A 23,720-nucleotide genomic window follows, 5' to 3' on the forward strand; every position below is an offset into this window, starting at 1 on the left:
CGGGGGCAACCTGTGACGGATACAGCATCGCTTGCAGCACTCGGCTGGTCTGAGTTTTTCCAATCGCAAATCGAGGATGCCGACGCCGGTCTGGAACCGCGCCGCATTTCCGGCGTTCACCGCACCCGTCTCGCTGGCATATCGGAGCATGGGCCGGAGCAGCTCATTCTTGGGCCGCACGCTAATACCGGCGAGTTCGCCGTCGGCGACTGGGTGCTAGCGGAACGCGAGACCGATCTCGTCGTCCGCCGCCTGGACCGCAAGGCGCTGCTGCAGCGCCGCACGGAAGGCAAGGACAACCAGCTGGCCGCCGCCAATGTCGACACCCTGTTCATCGTCACATCCTGCAATGCCGACTTCAATCCTTCGCGGCTCGAGCGCTACCTGGCGCTTGCCAACCAGGCGGGCACCGAGCCGGTGATCTTGCTCACCAAGGCCGACACCGTCGACGACGCCGAAAGCTACAGGCAGCAGGCGCAGGCGCTGCAGCGCGATCTCGCCGTCGTCGTGCTCAACGGCCGCTCTCCGGATGCAGTGGGTGCACTGGCACCGTGGTGCGGAGCTGGCCGCACGGTGGCGCTGGTTGGTTCTTCAGGCGTTGGCAAGTCGACCCTCGTCAATACGCTGGCGGGGCCTGATCGCGAGCAGACCCAGGAGACCGGCGGTATTCGCGAGCAGGATGCCAAGGGCCGTCACACCACCACTTCTCGCTCGCTGCACGCTATCGCCGGCGGCGGTTGGGTGATCGATACGCCCGGCATGCGGACGCTCTATGTCAGCGACGCCTCCTTCGGCATCGAAACGCTGTTCGCCGAGATTACAGATCTGGCACCCTTCTGCCGGTTCCGCGATTGCACCCACGCGCACGAGCCCGGTTGCGCTGTCCAGAAGGCGGTCAAGGAAGGCACGCTTTCGGCCGAACGGCTGGATCGCTGGCGCAAGCTTTCCGAGGAAAATGTCCAGAACACCCCGGTGCAGACGGGGCCGCGCGGCAACAAGGTTCCGGGTCGCAAAAAGAAATACTAGGGCAATTTTGTTTTCACGGAGACGTGAAAGCCTCTATCCCTTTGTTTTTACGCATTCCGGACACCAAATCGGCAGGCACTTTTGCAGGAATTGCGCGGATGCGACGGATAGAAGCCCAACCCGGCTTGAGCCAGTCCCGACCCGGCGCTACTTGATCAACCTCAAGTGGACAAACGGGAGGCTGACATGACCGACACAACCGCGAGCACAGCAACGCCGACTGCCGAGGAAACGGTTTTCGGCATCATCATGGCGGTCAGCTTCTGCCATATGCTCAACGATACCATGCAGTCTCTCATCCCGGCACTCTATCCGATGATCAAGGATAGCTACGGGCTCGATTTCACCCAGATCGGCTTCCTCGGCCTGGTCTTCCAGGTAACGGCGTCGCTGCTGCAGCCGCTCATCGGCATCTATACCGACAAGCGGCCGCTGCCATATTCGCTGACGGTCGGCATGGGCTTTACACTTATCGGTCTGCTGCTGCTGGCGTTTGCCCATGCCTACTGGGTACTGCTCGTCGGCGCCGGCGTGGTCGGGCTGGGTTCTGCCGTGTTCCACCCCGAATCCTCGCGCGTCGCGCGGCTTGCCTCCGGCGGACGTCACGGGCTGGCGCAATCGCTGTTTCAGGTCGGCGGCAATTTTGGCTCGGCCATGGGACCGCTGCTGGCAGCCTTCATCGTCCTGCCGCGCGGACAGGTCAGCGTTGCATGGTTTTCGCTGGTCGCCCTGCTCGGCATGATCGTCCTGTGGCGGGTCGGCGTCTGGTATTCCCGCCACCGCATTGCCAACGCCAAGCGAAAGGTGGTCGCGGCCGTCGTGGCCCTGCCGCGCGCAACCATCGTCAAGTCGATTATCGTGCTCGTATTCCTTGTCTTTTCCAAATTCATCTACATGAGCAGTCTGTCGAGCTACTACACTTTCTACATGATCGACCGCTTTGGCTTGTCGGTCCAGCATGCGCAGATTCTGCTGTTCGTGTTCCTCGGGGCTGTTGCGGTCGGCACCGTTGCCGGCGGCCCTGCCGTCGATTGGTTCGGCACCAAGTTCGTGATCTGGTTCTCCATCCTCGGCACCTTGCCGTTCACCCTCGCACTCCCCTATGCCAACTATGAGGTCACGGTGGTGCTCACCGTCATCATCGGCGTCATCCTCGCCTCGGCATTTTCAGCGATCATCGTCTTTGCGCAGGAACTGGTGCCAGGCAGGGTGGGTACGATCGCCGGACTATTTTTCGGCTTTGCCTTCGGCATCGGCGGGATCGGCGCTGCCGGGCTCGGCATTGTCGCCGACCACAAGGGCATCGCCTACGTCTATAGCATCTGCTCCTACCTGCCGCTCCTAGGGCTTCTCACCGTCTTCCTGCCAGATATAGGCAAAGGTCGCCGCCACCGCGCAAGGCAGGCGTAGGAGTTTAGTGCCGGCATTTGACGGATTGGATGAGATTGACCGTAAAACCCGGTTCCCTTATTCGCGCTGTGCGCCCTGTTCAACTTTCCCTATGGCGCTCGCCCGAGCGTCATAGGGCAGCATTCAGTCCGCCAATCACCTTGCCGCCCAATTCATGCCGCGATGGAAAATCGTTCTCATCTGCGACACCGAAAACTCCTTGGCCTGGTGCCCGAGCGACGAATAGAAGACCCGGCCTTTGCCATAGTGGCGTTTCCAGGCGACCGGCATAACGACACCGTTGATCCAGTAGGCATGCTCGCCGGTAAAGGTAGTCGTTGCCAACACCTCGTTCGATGGGTCGACATGCATGTAGTATTGCTCGGAGGTGTAAGGAAAGTCCTCGATCCCCTCCATGATCGGATCGTCCGGCTTGGTGATATTGACGGTGTAATCGATGATGTTACCGGGATGGGCCACCCACTGGCCGCCGATGATGAACTGGTAGTCGACGCTATCGCGAAAGCTGTCGCCGGCACCGCCGTGATAACCGGCGATACCAACACCGCTCTCGACAGCAGCGGCCAGGTTCTTTACCTCCTCCTTCTCGATCTTCGACATCGTGACGATCGGCACGATCAGGCTCAGGTCGTGGATGGATGGATCGGCAAACGCTTCCGTGCTGTTTTCCAGATAGACCTTGAAACCATCCTCTTCGAGAATGTCGCGGACGATATGGGCGCATTCCTGCGGCTCGTGACCGCTCCAGCCGCCCCAAACGATAAGTGCTTCGCGCATTGTACTGTTCTCCTGTTTCATTGCCCGATCAGCCCGTCCACAAGGGATTCGGACAGGGGAGCGGGACGCCCGGTCTCAGTGGCGATGCTGACCGTACGGCCGGTATCGGACGCGGTCTGGAAGGCTTCCATCACCTCAAGCACATGCAGCGCCAGGCTTCCGCTGGCGCGATGCGGTCGGTTCGAGCGAATGGCATGTGCCATGTCAGCAACCCCGAGCGAGCGGTAGTTGCCGTCTGCATAAGGTCCTGTAACCTCGCGGGTCTCGAACTCGCCGCCCTTCTTCAGATATTCCACCGATCCGCCGAAGTGGTTCGGATCGGGCACGAGAAGCGTGCCTTCCGTCCCGTAGATTTCGATCGGAACATGTTTGTGGCCAGCGACATCGAAGCTCATGCCGATCTGTACGATGGCACCATTTGCGAAAGCCATGACGCCGGCGACATGGGTCGCGACATGCACGGGGATATGCTGGCCGTTGCGCGGCGCGCTGGTGATGATGCGCTCCTTGCGCGGGGTCGTGGCGAAGCCGGCCACCTGCGAGACCGGACCGAGCAGATTGACAAGATCGGTGATATAATAGGGTCCCATATCGAGCATGGGGCCGCCGCCGACCTCGTAATAGAAATCCGGGTTTGGATGCCAGCGCTCGTGGCCGGGGCACATGAAGGTCGCGGTACCACCGACCGGCTGCCCGATGGCGCCCTCATCGATGATGGCACGCGCCGTCTGGTGGCCGCCGCCGAGGAATGTGTCCGGCGCAGCACCGATCCTCAGCCCCTTCGCCGCGGCAGCATCGGCAAGGCGTTTGCCCTCATTGAAGTTGATGCCGAGCGGTTTTTCCGAATAGGTGTGTTTTCCCGCATCGAGCGCTTGCAGGGCGACAGCCACATGGGCCTTCGGGATGGTCAGGTTGACGATGATCTCAACCGCCGGATCGGCGAAAAGCTCTGCGATGTCGACCGCTTTCAGGCCGAATTCCGCAGCCTTTGCCTCCGCCAGGTCGCGATTGAGGTCCGCCACGCCTTTGATATCGAGAATGGGGAACGATCTCATGGCTTTCAGGTAGGCGCCGGATATATTCCCGCAGCCGATAATGCCGATTCCAACTTTTTCCATAACTGCCTCCTCCAAGACCGGTTCGAATTTTTGTGGGTTAGTGCGCCGGCGCGGGCCCTGTCGTGCTCCAGGGCGATTCGTAGAGTTCGCGAAGGGCCACGACCGCTGCTCCCTGTGCCCAGGTCTCATCGGTCGATTGGTCGAAAACAAGTTCGGCGACGCCCCGGATGGAAGGCGGAATAGCCGCCGCATAGGCATGACGCAGGCTATCGAGAAACGGCGCTCCCAGCGCAAGTGTCGATCCGACGACGATGACGCGGGGCGGTGCGAACAACGTGACGATATTGGCGACGGCCATGCCGCAGGCCTCGCCGGCGCGGGTGGCAGCGACGATCAGTCCATTGTCCTCGCCAGCAATGAGTGTTTGCGCGTGCGCCATGCCGCGCCCAAGCCGGACGGCTTCGGCAAAGCGTCCGCCACTCGAATGTGCACCGAAGATGGCGTTTTCCCCCGCCTGGCTGGAGAGACGGATGGCCCCTTCCGATCCCATGCCAATGACGAGATCTCCGAGGTTATGACTAAGACCGCCAGCGCCACGAAACAGCTGGCCACCATGCAGGACGCCGAGACCAAGAGTTTTCTCCAGCGAAACCACGACGACGTCATCGAGCTCGCGGGCGTGTCCAAACCAGTGATGCGCCAGAGTTATCGCATGGGCATCGCTCTCGACGATCGTGGTAATGCCCAGCCGCTCGGACATTTCCCGGGCGAAATCGACGCCGGTTTCGCGAAAAATCGGGCTGGTGCGGACATGCCCGGTGCGGTGTTCGATCAGCCCGGGCAAACCGAGGCAGACGAGATCGATATCATGGATCGACAGATCCGCATCGATAACGCAACGACGGACCCCGTCATCGATAAGGTCGGCAATGACGCTGATCGGCTGCCGATCGACGCGCAGCGCCATCGTCTGTCTCGACAGCACCTCGCCGCAAAAATCAGTCACCACGAAGATCATCCGATCGGCAGCAATCTTTGCGCCCACGACGCGCGCGGCAGCCGGATTGAGCTCCAGCGCCACCCTCGGGCGACCTCGCGCTGCGGGATTGCGAAGATCGCCCTCGTGTCGCGCCAGGATCAGACCATCGTCCAGCAGGGCTGCCGTGATGGCCGACACCGTCGTCGTCGACAATTGCGTGAGTTCGCTGATTTCGATCCGCGCGATTGGCCCCGCGCGCCGGATCGTATCAAGGATACTGAAACGGTTGATCGCCCGCATCAGCTCTGGGTCGGCAGTTTTCATTGAGACAAAGCAACCTGTTGGACCAACTATCCCGCCGTGGAATTTAGGCCGGATCATGAATTAAATAGAGACCCCACGTTGAAGACTGTCAAGCCTTGCTGCCTAAAAAACAAGTTTAGCGATTGACAACTGTGCAATTTTCCGATGACTTAATCCGCATAAGGGAAAAATAGTGAGGACTTGTCATTCCCTTGGGAGGAGAAATGATGTTTCAGATCGTCGGGGCGAAAGCCCTTCGCGGTAAGCGGACAGCTATGCTTGTCGCTACCACCGGACTTGCCATGATGCTCGGTGCGGCCAGTGCGATGGCCGATACCACCGTCAAGTGGCTGCACCTTGAGCTTGATCCTGGCTATGTCGCCATCTGGCGCAAGATAGCCGATACCTATGAGACCCAGCATCCCGGCGTCAAAATCCAGATGCAGTTTCTGGAAAACGAAGCATTCAAGGCCAAGCTGCCGACGCTGCTGCAATCGAGCGACGCCCCGGATTTTTTCTATAGCTGGGGTGGCGGCGTCCTGAAGCAGCAGATGGCAACTGGCGCTCTGCTGGATCTGACCACTGCAATGAAGGCCAATGACGGCGCGTGGCTGAAGAGCTTCAATCCTGCTGCCGTCGAGGGCCTGACCTTCGACGGCAAAATCAGCGCCGTACCCTTCAAGCTCGGCACGGTCTCGTTCTATTACAACAAGGCGCTGTTCGCCAAAGCCGGCGTCGACGCGACCGCCATCAAGAGTTGGGAAGACTATCTGGCAGCGGTCAAGAAGATCAAGGCTGCCGGTATCGTGCCGATCGCCGGGGGTGGCGGCGAAAAGTGGCCGATTCACTTCTACTGGAGCTACCTCGTCATGCGCGACGGCGGCCAGAAGGTGTTCGACGCCGCCAAGACCGGACAGGGTGAAGGCTTCAACGATCCCGCCGTCATCAAGGCCGGCGAGCAGCTTGCCGACCTCGGCAAACTCGAACCGTTCCAGCCGGGGTATCTCGGCGCGACATGGCCGCAGACCCTCGGCGTATTTGCCGACGGCAAGGCGGCGATGATCCTTGGCTTCGAGAATACCGAATCCAACCAGCGCACCAATGCCGGCGACGGCAAAGGCCTCGCCAGCGACAATATTGGTCGCTTTGCGTTTCCGGCAGTAACGGGGGGTGCTGGTGCCGCGACGGATACGCTCGGGGGACTGAATGCCTGGGCGGTGTCGAAAAAAGCGCCCCCGGAAGCGCTGGATTTCCTAGCCTATCTCAACAATGCCGACAACCAGCGGGCGATGGCGAAGGCCGGTATGATCATTCCCGTGGCGGTCGGCGCCGAGGATGGGGTCACCAATCCGCTGATGAGGCAGTCCGCCGAACAACTGGCCCATACCACCTGGCACCAGAACTTCTTCGACCAGGATCTGGGACCGTCCGTCGGGCGTGTAGTCAACGATGTTTCCGTTGGCATTGTCTCCGGCCAGCTGACGCCGAAGGATGGAGCTGCGCAGATCCAGGAGGCTTTCGAGCAGGATCAACTCTGAAGCCTGTGTCCGGCGGCAGCACGCGTTGCCCGCCGCCGGCCGCAACCTCGAATCTCGAGACAGGCAATCCCTATGACTGATATCAGCGTCACATCGACCGTCAGTGCGGCGGCACGGCCCAAGCCTGTTGTCCGGCGAAAGAGCTCGGCAAACCACGGCCGCCTGCCGGTGCTGCTCATCTTCCTGCCACCTGCCCTGCTGCTTTTCACGATCTCTGTCATCCTGCCGATGGGAGAAGCGGCTTGGTACAGCCTCTATAAATGGAGTGGCTACGGCGCACCGACGGATTTTGTCGGCCTGCGGAATTTCCAGGTCCTGTTCAACAACCAGGCCTTTCTGACATCTCTGAAAAACAACGCGTTGATCATTGTCGTCTCGATCATCGTGCAGATTCCGTTGGCGATCTGGCTGTCGACGATGCTCGCCAACAGGATTGCCGGCGTGGTGATGTTCCGGCTGATTTTCTTTCTGCCCTACGTGCTCGCCGAGGTGGCCGCCGGCCTGATCTGGCGCTTTGTCTACGATGGCGACTATGGCCTGTTCGCGTCGCTGGCGCATCTGTTCGGCGTTGCGACGCCCTATGTGCTCGCCGACAAGGACCTGGCGATCTACGCCGTCCTGGCGGTCATCGTCTGGAAGTATTTCGGCTTTCACATGATGTTGTTCATCGCCGGGCTGCAATCGCTCGACAAGAGCATTCTGGAAGCCGCCGAGATCGACGGTGCTACGGGCTGGCAGAAATTCCGTTATGTTACGCTACCCCTGCTTGCCTCCACACTGCGTCTTTCCGTCTTCTTCGCGATCGTCGGCTCGCTGCAACTGTTTGACCTGATCATGCCGCTGACCGGTGGCGGACCGTTCAACTCGACCCAGACGATGGTGACTTTCCTCTTCAATTTCGGCGTCACCAGGATGCAGGTCGGCCTCGGCAGCGCCGTCGGGGTGGTGCTGTTCGTGATCTGCGTCACCCTCGCCTTCGGTTACAAACGGATATTTATGCGCAATGACTGATATGGCCACATCCATTCGCGTCAGCCCCGGCACCAGGGCCTACCTGTACCTGTCGCTGACCATCATCGCAGCCATCGTCCTCGTGCCACTGCTGACAACCGCGCTCGGCGGCTTCAAGTCGCTCGGCGATCTCAGGGTCAATCCTTTCGGCCTGCCAGCGGAATGGCATGTCGAAAACTACACCGACATCCTGTTTGGCGATCGCTACTGGCGACAGATGATGAATTCGCTGATCATCGCCCTGCTGACGGTGTTCCTGACCGTCAGCGTCTCGGCGATGGCCGCCTTCACCTTTGCCCACGTGCGCTTCTTCGGCTCGGATTTTCTGCTGAATTACTTCCTGATCGGCCTGATGTTCCCGGCGGCAACAGCCATACTGCCGCTGTTCATCCGCATCCGCGATCTTGGCCTTCTCAATACCTATTGGGGCGTCGTTCTGCCGCAGGTCGCGTTCGGACTTGGAATGAGCATCCTGCTCCTGCGGAATTATTTCAAAAACCTGCCGGAGGAATTGTTCCAGGCAGCGCTGGTCGACGGCTGCGGCTACATGCGCTTCTTCTGGTACATCACCCTTCCGCTTTCGCGACCGATCATCGCCACTGTCAGCATCATTTCCTTCGTCGGCAGCTGGAATAGCTACATCCTGCCGCTGATCATGCTGAACTCGGAATCGATCTATCCCTGGCCACTCGGGATCATGGTCTATCGCGGCGAGTTCGGGACACAGTGGCAGCTGGTGCTGGCCTTCATCACGCTGACCATCCTGCCGACCATCATCGTCTTCTTCCTCGCGCAAAAACACATCATCGCTGGCCTGACAGCCGGTGCGGTGAAGTCCTGACAGGCGCAACTGGAGCATCCAAAGCATGGCATCCGTCGAACTTCAGAACCTCCGCAAATCCTATGGTGCGCTCGATGTCATTCATGACATCTCGCTCTCGATCAGCGACGGGGAATTCATCGCTCTGGTCGGTCCATCCGGTTGTGGCAAGTCGACATTGCTGAGGATGATCGCCGGGCTGGAGGAGGTTACCGGCGGCGATGTGCTGATCGGTGGCGACATCGTCAACGCGCTGACGCCCCGCGAGCGCAACATTGCCATGGTGTTCCAGTCATACGCGCTCTATCCGCACATGACAGTGGCGCAGAACATGGCATTCAATCTCAAATTGTCAGGGCAGCCGAAGACTGTGATCGACCAGCGCGTCAACGAGGCGGCACGGATGCTGGATCTGACCGCGCTTCTTGAGAGGAAACCGGCCCAGCTCTCCGGAGGCCAGCGCCAGCGGGTGGCCATGGGCAGGGCCGTCGTGCGAAATCCCTCCGTCTTCCTCTTCGACGAGCCCCTGTCCAATCTCGACGCCAAACTCCGTGTCCAGATGCGTGCCGAGATCAAGACGCTCCACCAGAAGGTCCAGACGACGTCCATCTACGTCACCCATGACCAGATCGAAGCCATGACGCTTGCCGACCGGATCGTCGTGCTCAACCAGGGCAGGATAGAGCAGCACGGCACGCCCCTGGAACTTTACCGAACCCCCGCCAACCTGTTCGTCGCGGGCTTTATTGGCTCGCCTGCCATGAATGTGCTCGACGGCGTGGTGGAGGGTCTGGCGGGCGAGCCAGTTGTCCGGCTGAAGGACGGGACTGCGCTGCGCATTGCCGCCGAGAGGCGGGTCACGTCGGGACAGGAGGTTACGATCGGCTTGCGTCCAGAGAACTTGAACCCGGCAGGAAAGGGATCACCACTCAGCGGTCGGACCCTGCTTGTTGAACCAACCGGTGCGCAGACACATGTGTTGTTCGAGATTGCCGGCCAACAAATGACAGCCGTTGTGGATGGCGAGTTCCCTGTCAGCTACGGCGCCGCGCTCAACGTCAACATCAACCCTGACCAGGTTTACGTCTTCGATCGCATCAGCGGGATCGCGCTTTAAGTCGTTGACACAGCAGCGCCTTCTCGGATTCCGGCATAACAGCCGATCAGGTCGCTCTGTTTCCTTCGCCGTCAAACACATGCAGATGCTGGGTCGGGAAGGCGACGGAGACTTTCGGGCCCATCGACATGGTTTCGCGATCGAGTGTGAAGATCTTGAATGGCAGGCCGTGCAGCTTCAGGTGGAGGATAATACCGAAACCGGTCGGCTCTATCAGGTCCACGTCGGCACTGATACCAGATCCATTCCGTGTCACGACCACGTGTTCCGGGCGGATGCCGAGCGTTGCCTTTTCGCCGGTCGTGACGATTGGTGTTGAGGCAAGCGGAACTGGAGTGCCATCCCCGAGGATCATCTGGTGCCCGTCGTAGCTGGCCTCGAGAAAATTCATGCCGGGAGAGCCGATAAAACCTGCGACGAAAAGATTGGCGGGGCGGTCATAGAGTTCGAGCGGGCTTCCGACCTGCTGGACAACGCCTCCATGCATGGCGACGATCCGGTCCGCCAGCGTCATCGCCTCGATCTGGTCATGGGTGACGTAAATCGAAGTCGCTTCCAGATCGGCATGCAGTTTCTTGATTTCGGCACGCATCTGTTCGCGCAGACGCGCATCGAGGTTGGAGAGCGGTTCGTCGAAGAGAAACGCCTTTGGCTCCCGCACGATTGCCCGACCCATGGCGACACGCTGCCTCTGTCCGCCGGACAGTGCCTTGGGGCGCCGCTCGAGGAGCGGATCGAGACCCAGCTTGGAAGACGCCAGCGACACCGCCGCGGCGATCTTCTCCTTGGCGATCTTCCGGATTTTCAGGCTGTAGCTCATGTTGCCGGCGACATTCATGTGCGGGTAGAGAGCATAGGACTGGAACACCATGGCGATGTCGCGGTCCTTCGGGTGCAATTCGTTGACCCGGCGACCGGCGATCCGGATTTCACCACCGGTGACGTCCTCGAGACCGGCGATCATGCGCAGCAGCGTGGACTTTCCGCATCCGGAGGGACCGACCAACACGATGAATTCGCCGTCCTCGATCTGCAGGTCTACGTCGTGCAGCACCTGCACATGGCCGTAGGCCTTCCTGACGTTCTGGATATCGATCGATGCCATGGTGACTATCCCTTGACCGCGCCGGCCGTCAGGCCCTGGACGAGGTAACGTTGAATGAGCAGGAAGAACAGCCCGGCCGGAATGAGTGCCATGACGCCCGCCGCCATCATCTGACCGAAATCGACCGAGAATTTGGAAACGAAGGTCAAGAGCCCGACCGGGAAGGTGGCCGCCTGGTTGCCGTTGATCAGCATCAGGGCAAAGAGCAGCTCGCTCCAGGCTGCGGTGAAAACGAAGCCGAGCGTTGCCGCAATGCCGGGCAAGGTCAGCGGCAGGATGATCTGCCGGAAGGCGATGAATTGCGTTGCGCCGTCGATCATCGCGGCTTCTTCTAGTTCCTTCGGAATGCCGTCAAAGAATGACTGCATCAGGAAGGTCGCAAAGGGCACGTTGAACGCCGTGTAGACAATCACCAGGCCGGTCAGGCTGTTTGTCAGGTGCAGAGGCGAGAGGATCTTGAAGATCGGCGCCACCAGCATGACCAGCGGAAACATCTGCGTCAGCAGCATGAGCGCCACGATCCAGTATTTGCCCCGAAAATCGAAGCGGGACAGCGCATAGCCGGCCAATGACGCGCAGATCGTCACGGCAATGGCGGTAGAGGCCGAGACGATCACGCTGTTTTTGAAGAACGTCGGAAAATCGCTGTGCTCCAGCACGAACGCGTAGTGCTCCCAGGTCGTGCGCGAAGGCCACATCCGCACCCCCTCGGTATAGAGGAGGTCGTTCGGCGTCAGCGAAACTTTCAACAGCCAGAACAGCGGAAAGAGGGCGAATACGATGTAGACGAGGATAGCGAGCCGATGGGCGATGATGGGCAGGATAGATCGTCTCATGGGCCTAGTCCTTGTTCAGCAATGTCTGCCGGAGCAGAATGATCACCATCGAATAGGCGAGCAACAGCACCAGCAGCACCAGCGCGATGGCCGACGCATAACCAAAATCCAGCCGCTTGAAGGCCTGGGTGAAGATGTAGCTGGCGACGATCTGCGTACGATCAGCAGGGCCACCGCCGGTCATGACGACGATGAGGTCAGCGAAATTGGAGACCCAGACCGTTCGCAGCAGGACGGTGATGGCGATGGTCGGTGCCAGGAATGGAAGCGTGATCGATTGGAACCGCTGGAACCAGCTGGCCCCATCGATGGAGGCCGCCTCGTAGAGATCGCGCGGGATTGCCTGCAGCGCGGCCAGAAGCGTGATCGCGAAAAACGGAATCCCCCACCAGACATTGGCAACGATCGGCCCCCACATCGCATAATGCGGGTTGGACAGGATGTTGTCGGGCTGATCCATCAGGCCGAGTGCGAACAGCCAATGCGGGATCGGTCCGATCACCGGATTGAAGAGCCAGGCCCAGTTGAGACCGGCCAGAAAGGAGGGCACGGCCCAGGGCAGGAACACCAGGGCCTGGACGAGGCCACGCCCCCAGAATGGCTTGTCCAGCAGCAGGGCAAGGATCAGCCCGAAGGCAAATTGCAGGACGACCGAGGCGCCGGTCCACCACAGGGTGTTTCTCAGCGCGCCGTAAAAGGCTGCATCTTTGGAAAGATCGCGAAAGTGATCGAGGCCGATGAAGCCGCCGGAAAACGGTTTCAGCAGCTGGACATCCCGGAAGGCATAAGAGACGCCAATCACCAGCGGCACCAGCATGACGGCGACGATCAGGATCAGTGCCGGTGCACTGTAGAGATAGGGTTCCGAGGCATCGGCGAGCCGCTTTTTCCAGGGCCTGCGGTCTCGACGCCTGTCATCGGTATAGGCGGTCATGGTCATCGGCCAAAGGTCCGTTCAGGTTTGCAGCGGCAATGCGGCTGGCAACAGTGTGTGCGAAAACGGCGACGGATTGCTCCGTCGCCGCATCAAGCCCTATTTCTTGGAGAGAAATTTCTGCTGCGCCTTGGTCAGATAGTCGGCCCATTGATCGGCAAGATCCTTGGCGGAGATATCGCCCAGCAAAGCCTGCTGCGAGGTCTTGATGGCCAGCGAATCCTTGAAGAAGGCAAATTCCTCCAGATAGGTCGGCATGACAGTCGGCACCGTGTTCTTGTCGGCCAGTTCCTCGAACCAGCCCTTGAACTGGTCACCGGCATAGAACGGATCCTTCTCTGCCGATGTATAGGCCGGCAGCGCACCGATCTTCTTGTTCCATTCGAGGTTGCCTTCCTGGCCCTCGAGGGTGGCGATCAGCTTCCAGGACAGGTCCTTGTTCTGGGTTGTCGCAAACATCGACCAGCCAGCATAGCCGATCGTCGGGAAAGACTTGCCGGACGGTCCCTTCGGCAAGGGCGCGACGCCGAAATCGTCCTTGCTCATGCGCTCGGCAACGGCGATCAGTGCATCCGGATCCTGGTCGAGGAAGGCGCAGGTGCCCGAATAGAAGCCGGCTACGACCTCATTGAAGCCCCAGTTGACGCTATCCTTTGGCGCATATCCCTTCTTGTAGAGATCGACCATCCACTCAATGCCCTTGGCCCAGCCTTCGTCGTTCATGGTCGACGTGCCGTCCGGCTTGAAATACGTGTTGTCGCCCGCCATGGAGGCCGCAAAGATCATCCAGCCATTAAGGCCGCCGGGGCCGCCGCGCATGCAGTAGCCGTATTTTCCGGGGATCTTCGAGACCGCCGCGGAGGCTTTGACGAAATCGTCCATGGTCTTCGGTGGCTCGGAAATGCCGGCCTGTGCCAACAGCTTCTTGTTGTAGAACATCGCGCGCAGGTAGAAGCCGTAGGGTAGCATGTAGGCGGTGTTCTTGACGTCCCGGCCGAGTTCCAGCGCACGTGGCGTCAGTTCCTTGGTGTGCTCCCATTTCGCCAGATAGGGCTCGAGGCTTTCGAGCATACCGTTATTGCCATAGAGCGACAGCCAGGTATCCGGCATCTCCATGACATCGGGCGTATCGCCGGCCGAGACCATCGTTGCGAATTTCTGGAAGGCTTCGTTCCAGGGCAGCGAAATGATATCGACCTTTGTACCGGGGTTGGCCGCTTCGAACTTGCCAACGAGCGATTTGAGCGTCTCGGTACGCTCGGGGCTGGTGATGACTTCGACGAGCTTGAGTGTCGTATCGGCGAACGCGGTTCCCGCCATCATCGCGGTAAAGAGTGCCGCTGTTATCAGTCTTTTCATGCTATTCCCCCTTTTCGGTTTTTCTTCCTGTTGATGGTTCCTACGAGGCTGCAGCGATTGCTTCCTCGATATCTCTCCACAAGGCCTCGGTTCCTTCGAGACCGACATGCAGGCGGACGGACCGCGCGCTGATCCCGAAGGTGTGCGCGGAATTGGGCTGGGCCTTCTGCTGCAGGACGACTTGGCCGGGCACGATGAGGCTCTCGTGGCCACCCCAGCTCACGCCCAGCTTGAAAAGCCTGAGATGGTCGGAGAAGGCCCGGATATCGACGCCCTCGCGGAAAATGAAAGAGAACAGGCCGGACGTGCCGTTGAGGCCTGCCGGCAATCGGTTGGCAAGGCCGGGATGGCAGACCTCCTCGACGACGTCGAGGTTCTGCAGCCGTCTGGCGATCGTCATGGCTGCGGCTTCGTGCGCCTTCATGCGCAGCGGTAATGTGCGCATGCCGCGGATGAGCAACCAGGCATCGAAAGGCGAAAGCTTGCCGCCGAGATAGGGGTAGGCCTCGGCCTTTATCCTTGCGATCAGCGCCTTCGAGCCCGCGACAACGCCAGCGACGACATCGCTATGGCCGCCGAGATATTTGGAGGCGGAATGAATGACCAGATCGACGCCCAGCGTCAGCGGCTGCTGGAAAAAGGGGCTGGCCCAGCTGTTGTCGATCATCGAAACGACACCGTGCTGCCTGGCGAGCGTTGCAAGGGCGCCGACGTCGTGGGCTTCCATCACCCAGCTGGTCGGGCTTTCCATGTAGAATACCTTGGCGCCCGGAAGCGCCTTTGCGACGGCCTCCTCGTCGCGACCATCGACATAGGTCACCTCGACCTTCATGCGCTTGAGGATCGTGCCGAACAGGCGAAAGGCATCGGGGTAGATATGCTTGACGGCGACGATCCGGTCGCCCGGTTCGACGAATGTGAGCACGGCTGACGAGATCGCCGACATGCCGCTGGCAAATCCGAGCGCATCCTCGGCCGCCTCGAGCTTGGCCAGCATCTCCTCGAACATCCGGACCGTCGGGTTCAGGCCGCGGGTGTAGATGGGCCGGACCTTTTCGCCGCGATAGGAGGCGATCATATCGTCGTAATCGGAGAAGGTGAAAAGCGATGTCTGGAAGATCGGAGGCACCACCGCTTCGGCATAATTGCCTTCGTCATGAGCGGTAATCAGTGATGCGAGATCGAATGGCCCGAGCTCTGCGGTCATTTTGACATTTCCTTGATGTCTTCCTCGACGACGTCGAGAATCTTCAATGTTTCGAGGCGCGCTGCCTCCGGATCCTGTGCCACGATCGCGTTGAACAGGGTGCGGTGGAACGGAAACGACCGACGCGCAAAGTCTTCCCGGTCGAAAGGATGGGTCCAGAAGCGCTCGAAGGTGCCACGCATCTGCTCCAGCAACTGCTTGAATAGTGGATTGTGGGTGGCGTCATAGACGGCGAGGTGAAACGCCAGGTCTTCGGGGCCGGAGGCGCCCTTGGCGATGTGGACGCGCTCCATCTCGTCGAGCTTTTCCTCGATGATCGCAAGATCTTCCGGAGTGCGCTTCCTGGCAGCCACCATCCCAGCTTCGCATTCGATACCGCGCCGAACCTCGAGTGTCTGCAACAGGACGTCGCGCAAATGCGTGGTGTCCATTGACAGCGGCATATGGATCGTTGCCTTGGAAACCGGCTTCAGCAGGTAGGTGCCACTCCCCTTGCGCGTCTCTACGACCCCAAGCGCCTGGAAGTGGGTCATGACCTCGCGAATGGTCGAGCGACCGACGGACAAGGCACCCATCATCTCGCGCTCGGTCGGCAGTTGGTCGCCGGATTGGAGGTTGGTTTTCTCTATGAAATCGGACAACGCATCGATGACCTGGCGCGTCCGATCCTGAGTAGGCAATGGTGTCAGCAAACGTTCGTTCCCTCGTTGCCGATAGATTGGTCTGACATCTGCTATCAGGTCAATCTTTTTTTCGTGCGACCCGCGGAAAGCCACAGCAATAGAAATTCGTCGTCCGCTGAGAGGCGAACGCGGAAGTATTGCGGGATGAACGGTCGGCGCGATAATCGATCAGACAACGATCACGCCGATTGCCTCAGCTCTCCAGCCAGACGCGTGATGCGATGTATCCGTTGCTGAGATCGTTACCGACGTCCGGTACGAAGCCCTTCAGGGCGGGGCTCGACGCATTCAGGTAGTTGTTGAACACGGGAATGATCGAACCCGACTCGTCGCGCACGAGGAGTGCCATATCACGGTACATCTCCTTGCGCTTCGCTTCGTCTGCTTCGGCCCGTGCGGCCAGCAGCAGCGTGTCGAATTTCGCATTGTCGAACTTCGACTCGTTGCTTGCTGATTTCGAATAGAATTCGAGCGAATAGATCAGGTCCTGCGTCAGGCGCGTTCCGAAAAACGAGACGCAGAAAGGCTTGTTGCGCCAGACGCCGCTCCAGTAGCCGTCCGTCGGAACGCGGTTGACGGCGACCTTGATGCCGGCCTTCGCCGCGCCATCCCGCAGGATGACCGCCATATCGACGCCGCCCTGCATGACGTCGGCAGCATAGATTGGAACGGCCCCGTCGAAACCGGACTTCTTGTAGTGGAAGGCAGCCTTCTCCGGATCGAATTCACGCTGCGGAATGTCGCCAGGAAACATGTCGAAGGCAGCATTCACAGGAAAGTCGTTGCCGAGCGTCCCGTATCCACCAAGGACCTGCTTCAGCAGAAACTGGCGATCGATGGCGTATTTCAGGGCAAGGCGAAGATCGACGTTGTCGAACGGTTTCTGGTCGACCAGCATGGGCATCGTATAGTGGCTGCGCCCGGGCGTGTTGTGAATGGTGATATTCTTCATTCGCCCCAGCAGTGGGATCGTATTGGGGTTGATTGCATTGATGAAATGAACCTGCCCCGAGGCCAGAGCGGCCGTTCGCGCCGATACGTCGGCAATCGCCAGGATCTCGACACTGTCGACCCAGCCACGGTTGGGATGCCAGTCGTCCTTGTTCTTCTCAAGCAGGATTTGGACGCCGGGATTGTTGCGAACGATCTTGAAGGGACCGGTGCCGATACCGGCATTCGGATCGCCCCTGCCACCGTTCGGCTGGATGACGAGGTTGTAGACGCTGAAGATCAGCGGCAGGTCGCGGTTTTGCTCGGTCAGCGTCACGACGACATTCTCGCCCGAAGCCTCTACGGACTTGATGCTGGCGAGGTAGCCGAGCGCGCCTGATTTGGAGGCTTTGTCGCTGTGGCGGCGCAGCGTCTCGACGACGTCCTCGACTTTCAGCGCATCGCCATTATGAAAGCGCACGTTCTTCCGGATCTTGAACGACCAGGTCGTTCCGCCATCGGTCGTCTCCCATGATTCAGCCAGAGCCGGAACGGCCTTGCCGGTCGCCGGGTCGGTCTCGACCAGGGTATCGCCCCAGCTGCGGGCCAGCACAAATTGCAGGGCGCTGATGTAGCTTGCGGGGTCGAGCGCATCGGTCGACGCGCCGCCGTTCATGGCGATCTTCAGATGGCCGCCGCTCTTGGGTGTTGCAGCCTGTGCAAATGCGCCGCTGCCTGCAAACATCAATGCGGCGCCTGCGAGCGAACCCTGCAAGACGGTACGCCTAGTCACGCCTTCGGCAGACTGAACCGTCGAAAGGGGGTCCCGGTTCTCATTTCCAAACTTCGACGTCATTCGGCATCCCCTTTTCGATAAAGTGCACAACGGACGGATCATCTCTAGACGAGCAGCTTCCATAGACACTAATGTCCATTATAACGGCTCGTCAATCCTGCATTTCGCCAGAACTTTATCCGGCGCATGGGCTATTTGATAATGAGCGAAGATAAATCTACGGGTGCAGGCATGAGTAGCAGCAACACCAGGGTAAAGGCCGATGCCCCAGAGAGGGTTGGCCGCACGACAAAGGAGGAGTGGCTCGACCTGTCCATCCAGGCGCTGATCAGCGACGGGATAGATCGCGTCAAGGTTCAGATCATTGCCAAGACACTCGGCGTGTCCCGCTCGAGCTTCTATTTCTTCTTCAAGAACACCAAGGACCTTCACGCCCAGATGCTCGATTTGTGGCTCCGCAAGAACACGGGCCCGATCATCGAGCGTGCCATGCGACCGGCAGACACGATAACGCAGGCAATCCTCAACGTCTTCGAATGCTGGGTGGACGCCAGCCTTTTCGACTTCCAGCTCGATATGGCGGTGCGGTTTTGGGCTAAGCGTTCCTCGTCCGTGAACGCCGTGGTGGTACAGGCAGACGATCAGCGCGTAGACGCTTTACAGAAGATGTTCATTCGCCACGGCTACCCCGCCAAGGAAGCTCTCGTTAGGGCACGGGTCCTCTATTTCACGCAGATCGGTCACTATGCGCTCGATGTACCGGAGAGCATGAAGGTCAGGTTTACCTATGTGGAATCCTACGTTCTGGCGTTCAGCGGACAGCATGTGACGGAGGATGAGATGGAGGCCTTCAGGCGGTTCGCTCGTCGCTTTCACCCGGACGTCTGAGCAGCCGAGCGGCTAGGCAGAGAGAGATCCGAGCCTTGAAAAGTCATAGACATTAGTGTCCATTATTGGCAGGTTGGAAATAGAGAACGTAGCCCGCCAGCATGGAAAGGACCGGACCCATGAAAAGCCATTACCGAGTTGCCATTATTGGTGGCGGGGTTGTCGGCGCCTCTGTGGCCTATCATCTGGCGAAACTCGGCTGGACGGATGTGGCGCTCTTCGAGCGGAACGTACTGACGGCGGGATCGAGCTGGCATGCGGCGGGTGGCTTTCACGCCCTCAATGCCGATCCCAATATCGCTGCGCTGCAATCCTACACGATCGACCTTCTGTCGGAGATAGAGGCTGAATCGGGCCAGAATATCGGCATGCACATGACCGGCGGCATCTCCATTGCGTCCGCTCCCGAACGCTGGGAATGGCTGCAATCCACGTACCGCGTCTTCCAGACCATGGGCATATCCGACGTCCACCTGGTCGGTCCCGAAGAGATCAAGAAGCTTTGCCCGATCGTCAGTATCGATGGCGTGCTGGGTGGCCTGTATGCCGGGCGCGAGGGGCATATCGACCCGTCGGGCGTTGTGCATGCCTATGCACGCAGCGCCAAAAAACGCGGCGCCACGATCATCGAGCACAACCGAGTGCTGGAACTGACGCAGCGTCCCGACAAATCCTGGAACGTTGTCACGGAAAAAGGAACCGTGATCGCCGAGCATGTGGTGAATGCGGGCGGCCTCTGGGCCAAGCAGATCGGCCGCATGGCTGGCATCGACCTGCCGGTGACGCCGATGGAGCATCACTATCTGGTCACGGAGTCTATCCCGGAAATTGCGGCTCTCGACCACGAACTGCCGATGATCGTCGATCTCGAAGGCTTCACCTACATGCGACAGGAGCAGAAAGGCCTGCTGCTGGGGATATACGAGACCGACTACCGGCACTGGAACATGGATGGCGCGCCATGGGATTTCGGCATTGAGCTTATTCAGGAGGATACGGACCGCATTGCCAGCGAGCTGACACTCGGCTTCGAGCGTTTCCCGTGCCTGCAGACGGCAGGCATCAAGCGATGGGTCAACGGCGCCTTCACCTTTTCTCCGGACGGCAACCCGCTTGTCGGGCCGGTGCGCGGCGTGCCGAACTACTGGGTTGCCTGCGGTGTGATGGCGGGCTTCCTGCAGGGCGGCGGCGTCGGCAAGTCGCTGGCCGAGTGGATGGTGCACGGCGAGCCCGAGGCCGACATTTTTGGCATGGATATCGCCCGGTACGGCGATTTCGCCTCCAACCGCGAATATATTCGCCAGACGACAGGACAGTTCTACTCGCGCCGCTTCGTCATGAGCTATCCGAACGAGCAATTGCCGGCCGGAAGACCGTTGCGCACGCCACCCGCGTTCGACGCGATGACTGCGGCCGGCGCCCGCTGGGGCACCAGCTGGGGCCTTGAAATCCCGCTTTATTTCGCCGACCCCGACTTCGTCGAAAAGCCAAGCCTCAAGCGCTCCAACGCAGATACTATCATCGGCGCCGAAGTCGCAGCGGTCCGTCAGAAAGCGGGGCTCCTGGATACGTCTGCTTTCTCGCGCTACCGCGTATCGGGTCCGGGCGCGCAGGGCTGGCTCGACAGGACCTTCGCATGTCGCCTGCCCAAACAGGGGCAGGCAAGGCTTGCACCGATGCTCTCGGAAGGCGGCGAGCTGAAGGGCGACCTGACGCTGTTCAACTGGGGCGATGGCAGCTGGTGGATCATGGGCTCCTATTACCTCAGGCAGTGGCACATGCGCTGGTTCGAGAGCCATCTTTCCTGCGACGTGACCGTAGATGACATCTCGGACGACTTCACCGGTTTCGCACTATCCGGTCCCGCCTCCCGGGAGATCCTGCAAAGTCTCACCCATCAAAATATAGCGGGCTCCGCGCTGCCTTTCATGGGCTGCGATACAATCGATATCGGCCTTATTCGGGCCCGGGTGGCAAGGCTCTCGATTACCGGCGAACTGGGCTACGAGATCAACTGCCGGGCCTTCGAACACGCCACGCTCCGCCGCATCCTGCTGGACGCTGGCAAAGATGCCGGCCTTCGCGAGATCGGCTACGCGGCGACAAATGCCCTGCGTCTGGAAAAAAGCTTTGGCATCTGGTCGCGCGAATTTACCCAGGCCTACACGCCTTCAATGACCGGGCTGGAACGCTTCATAGCGTTCGACAAGGGTGATTTCGTCGGCCGGGAGGCGGCGCTGGCGGAACGTAACGCCGGTGGAGCTGCCAGGGTGCTCGTCACGCTCGAAGTCGACGCGACCGATGCCGATGCCAGCGGCTACGAACCGGTCTGGAAGGAAGACAGCCTGATCGGCTACATCACCTCCGGCGGCTACGTCCATACACTTGGAAAGAGCATCGCCCTTGCCCTCGTCGATCGGCAGTTTGCAGCCGAAGGCATGAAGCTTGTGGTCCACGTCGTCGGGCAGCCCCGCGCGGCGCGGATCATCCCCAACTCGCCTTACGATCCAGCCGGGCGCGCGATGCGCAGCTGATGCACACTCCCCGGCTAACGAGCGAATGACAGGCATATGTGAAGGTGGAGCAAAAAATGATGGACTGGTCGTCCTACCTCGATCAAGAGCAGTCTCGTTTTATCGACGAACTCACGGAGTTCGTGCGCATTCCGTCCGTTTCGGCCAAGCCGGAAAACAAGGGCGATGTCTATCGCGCCGCCGAATGGGTCGTCTCCCGCCTCAAGGCGGCAGGTGTCGAAAAGGCCGAGGTGATGCCGACCAAAGGGCACCCCGTCGTCTATGGCGAATGGCTGGATGCGGGTCCGGGAAAGCCGACAGTATTGATCTACGGTCATTTCGACGTACAGCCTGCCGAACCGCTGGATCTCTGGGACAACCCTCCCTTCGAGCCGACGCTGAGAGACGGCAAGCTTTGGGGACGTGGCGTATCCGACGACAAGGGTGGCATGCTGACCCCGATCCTCGCGGTCGAAGCCATGCTGAAGACCACCAACACCCTGCCAGTGAATGTGAAATTCCTGTTCGAAGGCGAGGAAGAGGTCGGCTCGGCTTCGCTGCGGGCATTCATCGCGGAGAACGCTGCGCGTCTTGAGGCCGACATGGCGTTTTCGGCCGACGGCCTGCAATGGGCACCGGACCAGCCGCAGATCATGCAGGCGATGAAGGGAACGCTGGCTTTTGAAATTAAGGTCACCGGGCCGAAGGCAGACCAGCACTCTGGCTTGCACGGCGGCGGGATAGCCAACCCGGCCATGGCACTGGCGCAGATCCTGGCAACGATGAAATCACCGGATGGGCTGGTGACGATCGAAGGTTTCTACGATGACGTCGTTCCCCTGACGCAGGAAATGCGGAACGCCATAGCCTTGTTGCCCTACGACGAGCATGACTATCTCGACGCAACGGGCGCCCCTTCGACCCACGGGGAGCCCGGCTACTCCGTGCTGGAGCGCATCGGTGCACGGCCTATGCTGGATGTGAATGGCCTGACATCCGGCTGGCAGGGCGAAGGCGCAAAGACCGTCCTGCCTGCCTCGGCCAGTGCCAAGCTCACCTGCCGGATCGTTCATGCACAATCGTCGGAGAAACTTATGCAGGCGATCCGCAAGCATGTCGAAGCCCATTGCCCGCCGGGGGTTGCCGTGGAGTTCTCCGCGACCGAGCGGGAAGCCCGTGCATTCAGCATTCCGGACAACCACCCGGCAAGCGTACTGGCAGGGGATGTGCTCGAGGAAGTCTATGGTAAGGCCCCCTACCGTATCTGGGCCGGTGGCTCGATCCCGGCATTCTCGCCATTTATCGATATTCTTGGGCTACATGCGGTCATGCTCGGCTTTTCCCACGGCGACGAGAACCTGCATGCCCCTAATGAATTCTTCCGCCTCGACGTCTTTCGCCGAGGCCAGCAAGTCTATGGGCGGCTTTTTGAGAAAGCCCAGAACTGGACCCGATCTTCTTCGTAAAACAGGCAAACGTGGGGGCGAACTTGCATCGCCTCTCCCTACATGGCGGCGTCGAGTTTCTGCTTCCATGCTCCGCTCGCCAGTTCCTTGTTTACAAAAGCATCGACAGCCGCCTTCAACTCAGGATCTTTGCGCAACAAATAGGCGTTTTGAAAGTGCGTGAAAGGCTCCTTGACTGCCGCCGGGCAAAGGACGCCGCTGTGTAATTTCGATTGCAGGTCGGCTTCAATTCCGTCCGTTACCATGACATCGGCCTTGCCGGCAGCAATCTCGTCGAAAATCATTTTGTTGTCGGGAAGAACGTCAATCGCGGCTTTGGTAAAGTGCTCATGGGCGAATTTGTCATTGGTGCCGCCGGCATTGACGATCACCCTCACCGAAGGCTGGTCGATGGCTTCGATCGTCGTGTATTTGTCCTTGTCGGCGCAACGAGCGATGGGTCGCTTGCCGTCGCTGACGTTTGGCAATGAAAAGTCACCCACTTCGGCGCGTGCCGGATTGACGGTAATGCCGCCCACCGCAACGTCGAACTGGCCCGCCTTGAAGTCGTCCAGCATGGTTTTCCAGGTGGTCGTCACGAATTCCACCTTGACGCCGAGGCTTGCCGCCAGGTCCTTTGCCATGGAAATATCGGCACCGACCAGCGCGCCATCCGCACCCTTGTAGCTGAACGGCTTATAGTCGCCCGTCGTACCTACCTTGAGCATACCAGCCTGCCTGATGGCAGCCAATGCACCATCCTGCGCATGGCAAACAGGCGCCGCCGCCATCAGGCCGACAAAAGCCATCGCAATCGAAAACTTCATAAAATATCTCTTCCCATCAATTTTGGTGCTCGATCAAAGAGTTCGGCACCTTATGAGGGATAGGGACGCAAGATTCATTCCAATCAATGAATGGAATGGTCTGTCACCCTGTTGCATCACATGTAGGTAGCCCCCTACCCCACCCGCCTGCGCTATCC

Annotated in this window: 20 protein-coding genes; 9 read left to right on the top strand and 11 right to left on the bottom strand. The window is 59.8% G+C overall.

Annotated features, from left to right (window positions below):
• The first annotated feature begins 12 nt into the window (after window positions 1–12).
• Entirely contained in the window at window positions 13–1,026 is a 1,014-nt protein-coding gene (gene rsgA / locus EQW76_RS20375; RefSeq protein WP_244615393.1) for a ribosome small subunit-dependent GTPase A, read from the top strand.
• 186 nt (window positions 1,027–1,212) lie between these two features.
• The gene (locus tag EQW76_RS20380) at window positions 1,213–2,436 is read left to right on the top strand and encodes an MFS transporter (protein ID WP_143123133.1); all 1,224 of its coding nucleotides are present in this window, start codon (window positions 1,213–1,215) and stop codon (window positions 2,434–2,436) included.
• A 135-nt stretch (window positions 2,437–2,571) separates the two neighbouring features.
• On the opposite strand, the gene EQW76_RS20385 is transcribed toward EQW76_RS20380, so the two are convergent.
• From EQW76_RS20385 to EQW76_RS20395, 3 genes are read right to left on the bottom strand one after another with little or no spacing between them, the layout of a single operon-like run.
• Window positions 2,572–3,213, bottom strand: a complete 642-nt coding sequence (locus EQW76_RS20385) for a ThuA domain-containing protein (protein WP_142830939.1) — start codon at window positions 3,211–3,213, stop codon at window positions 2,572–2,574.
• Between the two features lie 17 nt (window positions 3,214–3,230).
• Window positions 3,231–4,331, bottom strand: coding sequence for a Gfo/Idh/MocA family oxidoreductase (locus tag EQW76_RS20390; protein WP_143123134.1), 1,101 nt, complete (start codon window positions 4,329–4,331; stop codon window positions 3,231–3,233).
• Between the two features lie 37 nt (window positions 4,332–4,368).
• Complete coding sequence (locus tag EQW76_RS20395; protein ID WP_142830937.1) at window positions 4,369–5,574, bottom strand: ROK family transcriptional regulator; 1,206 nt, start codon at window positions 5,572–5,574, stop codon at window positions 4,369–4,371.
• Between the two features lie 203 nt (window positions 5,575–5,777).
• Here EQW76_RS20395 and EQW76_RS20400 point away from each other — a divergent pair, with 203 nt between their 5' ends.
• The 4 genes from EQW76_RS20400 (at window position 5,778) to ugpC (EQW76_RS20415) (ending at window position 10,039) form a co-directional block, all read left to right on the top strand.
• Window positions 5,778–7,091, top strand: a complete 1,314-nt coding sequence (locus EQW76_RS20400) for an extracellular solute-binding protein (protein ID WP_202617188.1) — start codon at window positions 5,778–5,780, stop codon at window positions 7,089–7,091.
• Between the two features lie 72 nt (window positions 7,092–7,163).
• Window positions 7,164–8,102 (top strand): sugar ABC transporter permease, encoded by a 939-nt coding sequence (locus tag EQW76_RS20405; protein ID WP_143123135.1) that lies wholly within the window; start codon window positions 7,164–7,166, stop codon window positions 8,100–8,102.
• Window positions 8,095–8,943 carry a carbohydrate ABC transporter permease gene (locus tag EQW76_RS20410; protein WP_142830934.1) on the top strand — a complete coding sequence of 283 codons (849 nt, stop codon included), beginning with the start codon at window positions 8,095–8,097 and terminating at the stop codon, window positions 8,941–8,943. Before EQW76_RS20405 ends, EQW76_RS20410 begins: the two co-directional genes overlap by 8 nt.
• Window positions 8,944–8,968: 25 nt before the next feature.
• On the top strand, window positions 8,969–10,039 hold the full coding sequence (gene ugpC / locus EQW76_RS20415) for a sn-glycerol-3-phosphate ABC transporter ATP-binding protein UgpC (RefSeq protein WP_142830933.1): 1,071 nt from the start codon (window positions 8,969–8,971) through the stop codon (window positions 10,037–10,039).
• A 46-nt stretch (window positions 10,040–10,085) separates the two neighbouring features.
• On the opposite strand, the gene ugpC (EQW76_RS20420) is transcribed toward ugpC (EQW76_RS20415), so the two are convergent.
• From ugpC (EQW76_RS20420) to EQW76_RS20450, 7 genes are all read right to left on the bottom strand, one after another.
• Window positions 10,086–11,144 carry a sn-glycerol-3-phosphate ABC transporter ATP-binding protein UgpC gene (gene ugpC, locus EQW76_RS20420; RefSeq protein WP_143123136.1) on the bottom strand — a complete coding sequence of 353 codons (1,059 nt, stop codon included), beginning with the start codon at window positions 11,142–11,144 and terminating at the stop codon, window positions 10,086–10,088.
• 5 nt (window positions 11,145–11,149) lie between these two features.
• Window positions 11,150–11,980 carry a carbohydrate ABC transporter permease gene (locus EQW76_RS20425; protein ID WP_143123137.1) on the bottom strand — a complete coding sequence of 277 codons (831 nt, stop codon included), beginning with the start codon at window positions 11,978–11,980 and terminating at the stop codon, window positions 11,150–11,152.
• Between the two features lie 4 nt (window positions 11,981–11,984).
• Window positions 11,985–12,920 (bottom strand): sugar ABC transporter permease, encoded by a 936-nt coding sequence (locus tag EQW76_RS20430; protein ID WP_142830927.1) that lies wholly within the window; start codon window positions 12,918–12,920, stop codon window positions 11,985–11,987.
• A gap of 93 nt (window positions 12,921–13,013) precedes the next feature.
• Entirely contained in the window at window positions 13,014–14,273 is a 1,260-nt protein-coding gene (locus EQW76_RS20435; protein WP_143123138.1) for a sugar ABC transporter substrate-binding protein, read from the bottom strand.
• A 40-nt stretch (window positions 14,274–14,313) separates the two neighbouring features.
• Window positions 14,314–15,480 carry a PLP-dependent transferase gene (locus tag EQW76_RS20440; RefSeq protein WP_143123139.1) on the bottom strand — a complete coding sequence of 389 codons (1,167 nt, stop codon included), beginning with the start codon at window positions 15,478–15,480 and terminating at the stop codon, window positions 14,314–14,316.
• A complete protein-coding gene (locus tag EQW76_RS20445; RefSeq protein ID WP_143123140.1) occupies window positions 15,477–16,172 on the bottom strand; it encodes a FadR/GntR family transcriptional regulator in 696 nt (231 codons plus the stop codon). Before EQW76_RS20445 ends, EQW76_RS20440 begins: the two co-directional genes overlap by 4 nt.
• Window positions 16,173–16,356: 184 nt before the next feature.
• Window positions 16,357–17,949, bottom strand: coding sequence for an ABC transporter substrate-binding protein (locus EQW76_RS20450; RefSeq protein WP_143123141.1), 1,593 nt, complete (start codon window positions 17,947–17,949; stop codon window positions 16,357–16,359).
• A 171-nt stretch (window positions 17,950–18,120) separates the two neighbouring features.
• Between EQW76_RS20450 and EQW76_RS20455 the strand changes: the two genes are divergently transcribed.
• The 3 genes from EQW76_RS20455 (at window position 18,121) to EQW76_RS20465 (ending at window position 22,756) form a co-directional block, all read left to right on the top strand.
• Entirely contained in the window at window positions 18,121–18,777 is a 657-nt protein-coding gene (locus EQW76_RS20455; protein ID WP_142830917.1) for a TetR/AcrR family transcriptional regulator, read from the top strand.
• A 119-nt stretch (window positions 18,778–18,896) separates the two neighbouring features.
• Entirely contained in the window at window positions 18,897–21,311 is a 2,415-nt protein-coding gene (locus EQW76_RS20460; RefSeq protein ID WP_143123142.1) for an FAD-dependent oxidoreductase, read from the top strand.
• 56 nt (window positions 21,312–21,367) lie between these two features.
• The gene (locus tag EQW76_RS20465; protein WP_202617189.1) at window positions 21,368–22,756 is read left to right on the top strand and encodes a dipeptidase; all 1,389 of its coding nucleotides are present in this window, start codon (window positions 21,368–21,370) and stop codon (window positions 22,754–22,756) included.
• Between the two features lie 38 nt (window positions 22,757–22,794).
• Here EQW76_RS20465 and EQW76_RS20470 read toward each other — a convergent pair whose 3' ends face one another.
• Window positions 22,795–23,562: a transporter substrate-binding domain-containing protein gene (locus tag EQW76_RS20470; protein ID WP_143123143.1), complete on the bottom strand. Its 768-nt coding sequence runs from the start codon at window positions 23,560–23,562 to the stop codon at window positions 22,795–22,797.
• Window positions 23,563–23,720: the final 158 nt, after the last annotated feature.

Source organism: Rhizobium sp. rho-13.1, from assembly GCF_007000305.1.
In the GTDB taxonomy this organism is placed as follows: Bacteria; Pseudomonadota; Alphaproteobacteria; order Rhizobiales; family Rhizobiaceae; genus Rhizobium; species Rhizobium rhododendri.

Coding starts and splice junctions, on each gene's coding strand:
- EQW76_RS20380 (WP_143123133.1), top strand. CDS start 1,213: ATGACCGACACAACCGCGAGCACAGCAACGCCGACTGCCGAGGAAACG.
- EQW76_RS20385 (WP_142830939.1), bottom strand. CDS start 3,213: ATGCGCGAAGCACTTATCGTTTGGGGCGGCTGGAGCGGTCACGAGCCG.
- EQW76_RS20390 (WP_143123134.1), bottom strand. CDS start 4,331: ATGGAAAAAGTTGGAATCGGCATTATCGGCTGCGGGAATATATCCGGC.
- EQW76_RS20395 (WP_142830937.1), bottom strand. CDS start 5,574: ATGAAAACTGCCGACCCAGAGCTGATGCGGGCGATCAACCGTTTCAGT.
- EQW76_RS20400 (WP_202617188.1), top strand. CDS start 5,778: ATGATGTTTCAGATCGTCGGGGCGAAAGCCCTTCGCGGTAAGCGGACA.
- EQW76_RS20405 (WP_143123135.1), top strand. CDS start 7,164: ATGACTGATATCAGCGTCACATCGACCGTCAGTGCGGCGGCACGGCCC.
- EQW76_RS20410 (WP_142830934.1), top strand. CDS start 8,095: ATGACTGATATGGCCACATCCATTCGCGTCAGCCCCGGCACCAGGGCC.
- ugpC (WP_142830933.1), top strand. CDS start 8,969: ATGGCATCCGTCGAACTTCAGAACCTCCGCAAATCCTATGGTGCGCTC.
- ugpC (WP_143123136.1), bottom strand. CDS start 11,144: ATGGCATCGATCGATATCCAGAACGTCAGGAAGGCCTACGGCCATGTG.
- EQW76_RS20425 (WP_143123137.1), bottom strand. CDS start 11,980: ATGAGACGATCTATCCTGCCCATCATCGCCCATCGGCTCGCTATCCTC.
- EQW76_RS20430 (WP_142830927.1), bottom strand. CDS start 12,920: ATGACCATGACCGCCTATACCGATGACAGGCGTCGAGACCGCAGGCCC.
- EQW76_RS20435 (WP_143123138.1), bottom strand. CDS start 14,273: ATGAAAAGACTGATAACAGCGGCACTCTTTACCGCGATGATGGCGGGA.
- EQW76_RS20440 (WP_143123139.1), bottom strand. CDS start 15,480: ATGACCGCAGAGCTCGGGCCATTCGATCTCGCATCACTGATTACCGCT.
- EQW76_RS20450 (WP_143123141.1), bottom strand. CDS start 17,949: ATGACGTCGAAGTTTGGAAATGAGAACCGGGACCCCCTTTCGACGGTT.
- EQW76_RS20455 (WP_142830917.1), top strand. CDS start 18,121: ATGAGTAGCAGCAACACCAGGGTAAAGGCCGATGCCCCAGAGAGGGTT.
- EQW76_RS20460 (WP_143123142.1), top strand. CDS start 18,897: ATGAAAAGCCATTACCGAGTTGCCATTATTGGTGGCGGGGTTGTCGGC.
- EQW76_RS20465 (WP_202617189.1), top strand. CDS start 21,368: ATGATGGACTGGTCGTCCTACCTCGATCAAGAGCAGTCTCGTTTTATC.
- EQW76_RS20470 (WP_143123143.1), bottom strand. CDS start 23,562: ATGAAGTTTTCGATTGCGATGGCTTTTGTCGGCCTGATGGCGGCGGCG.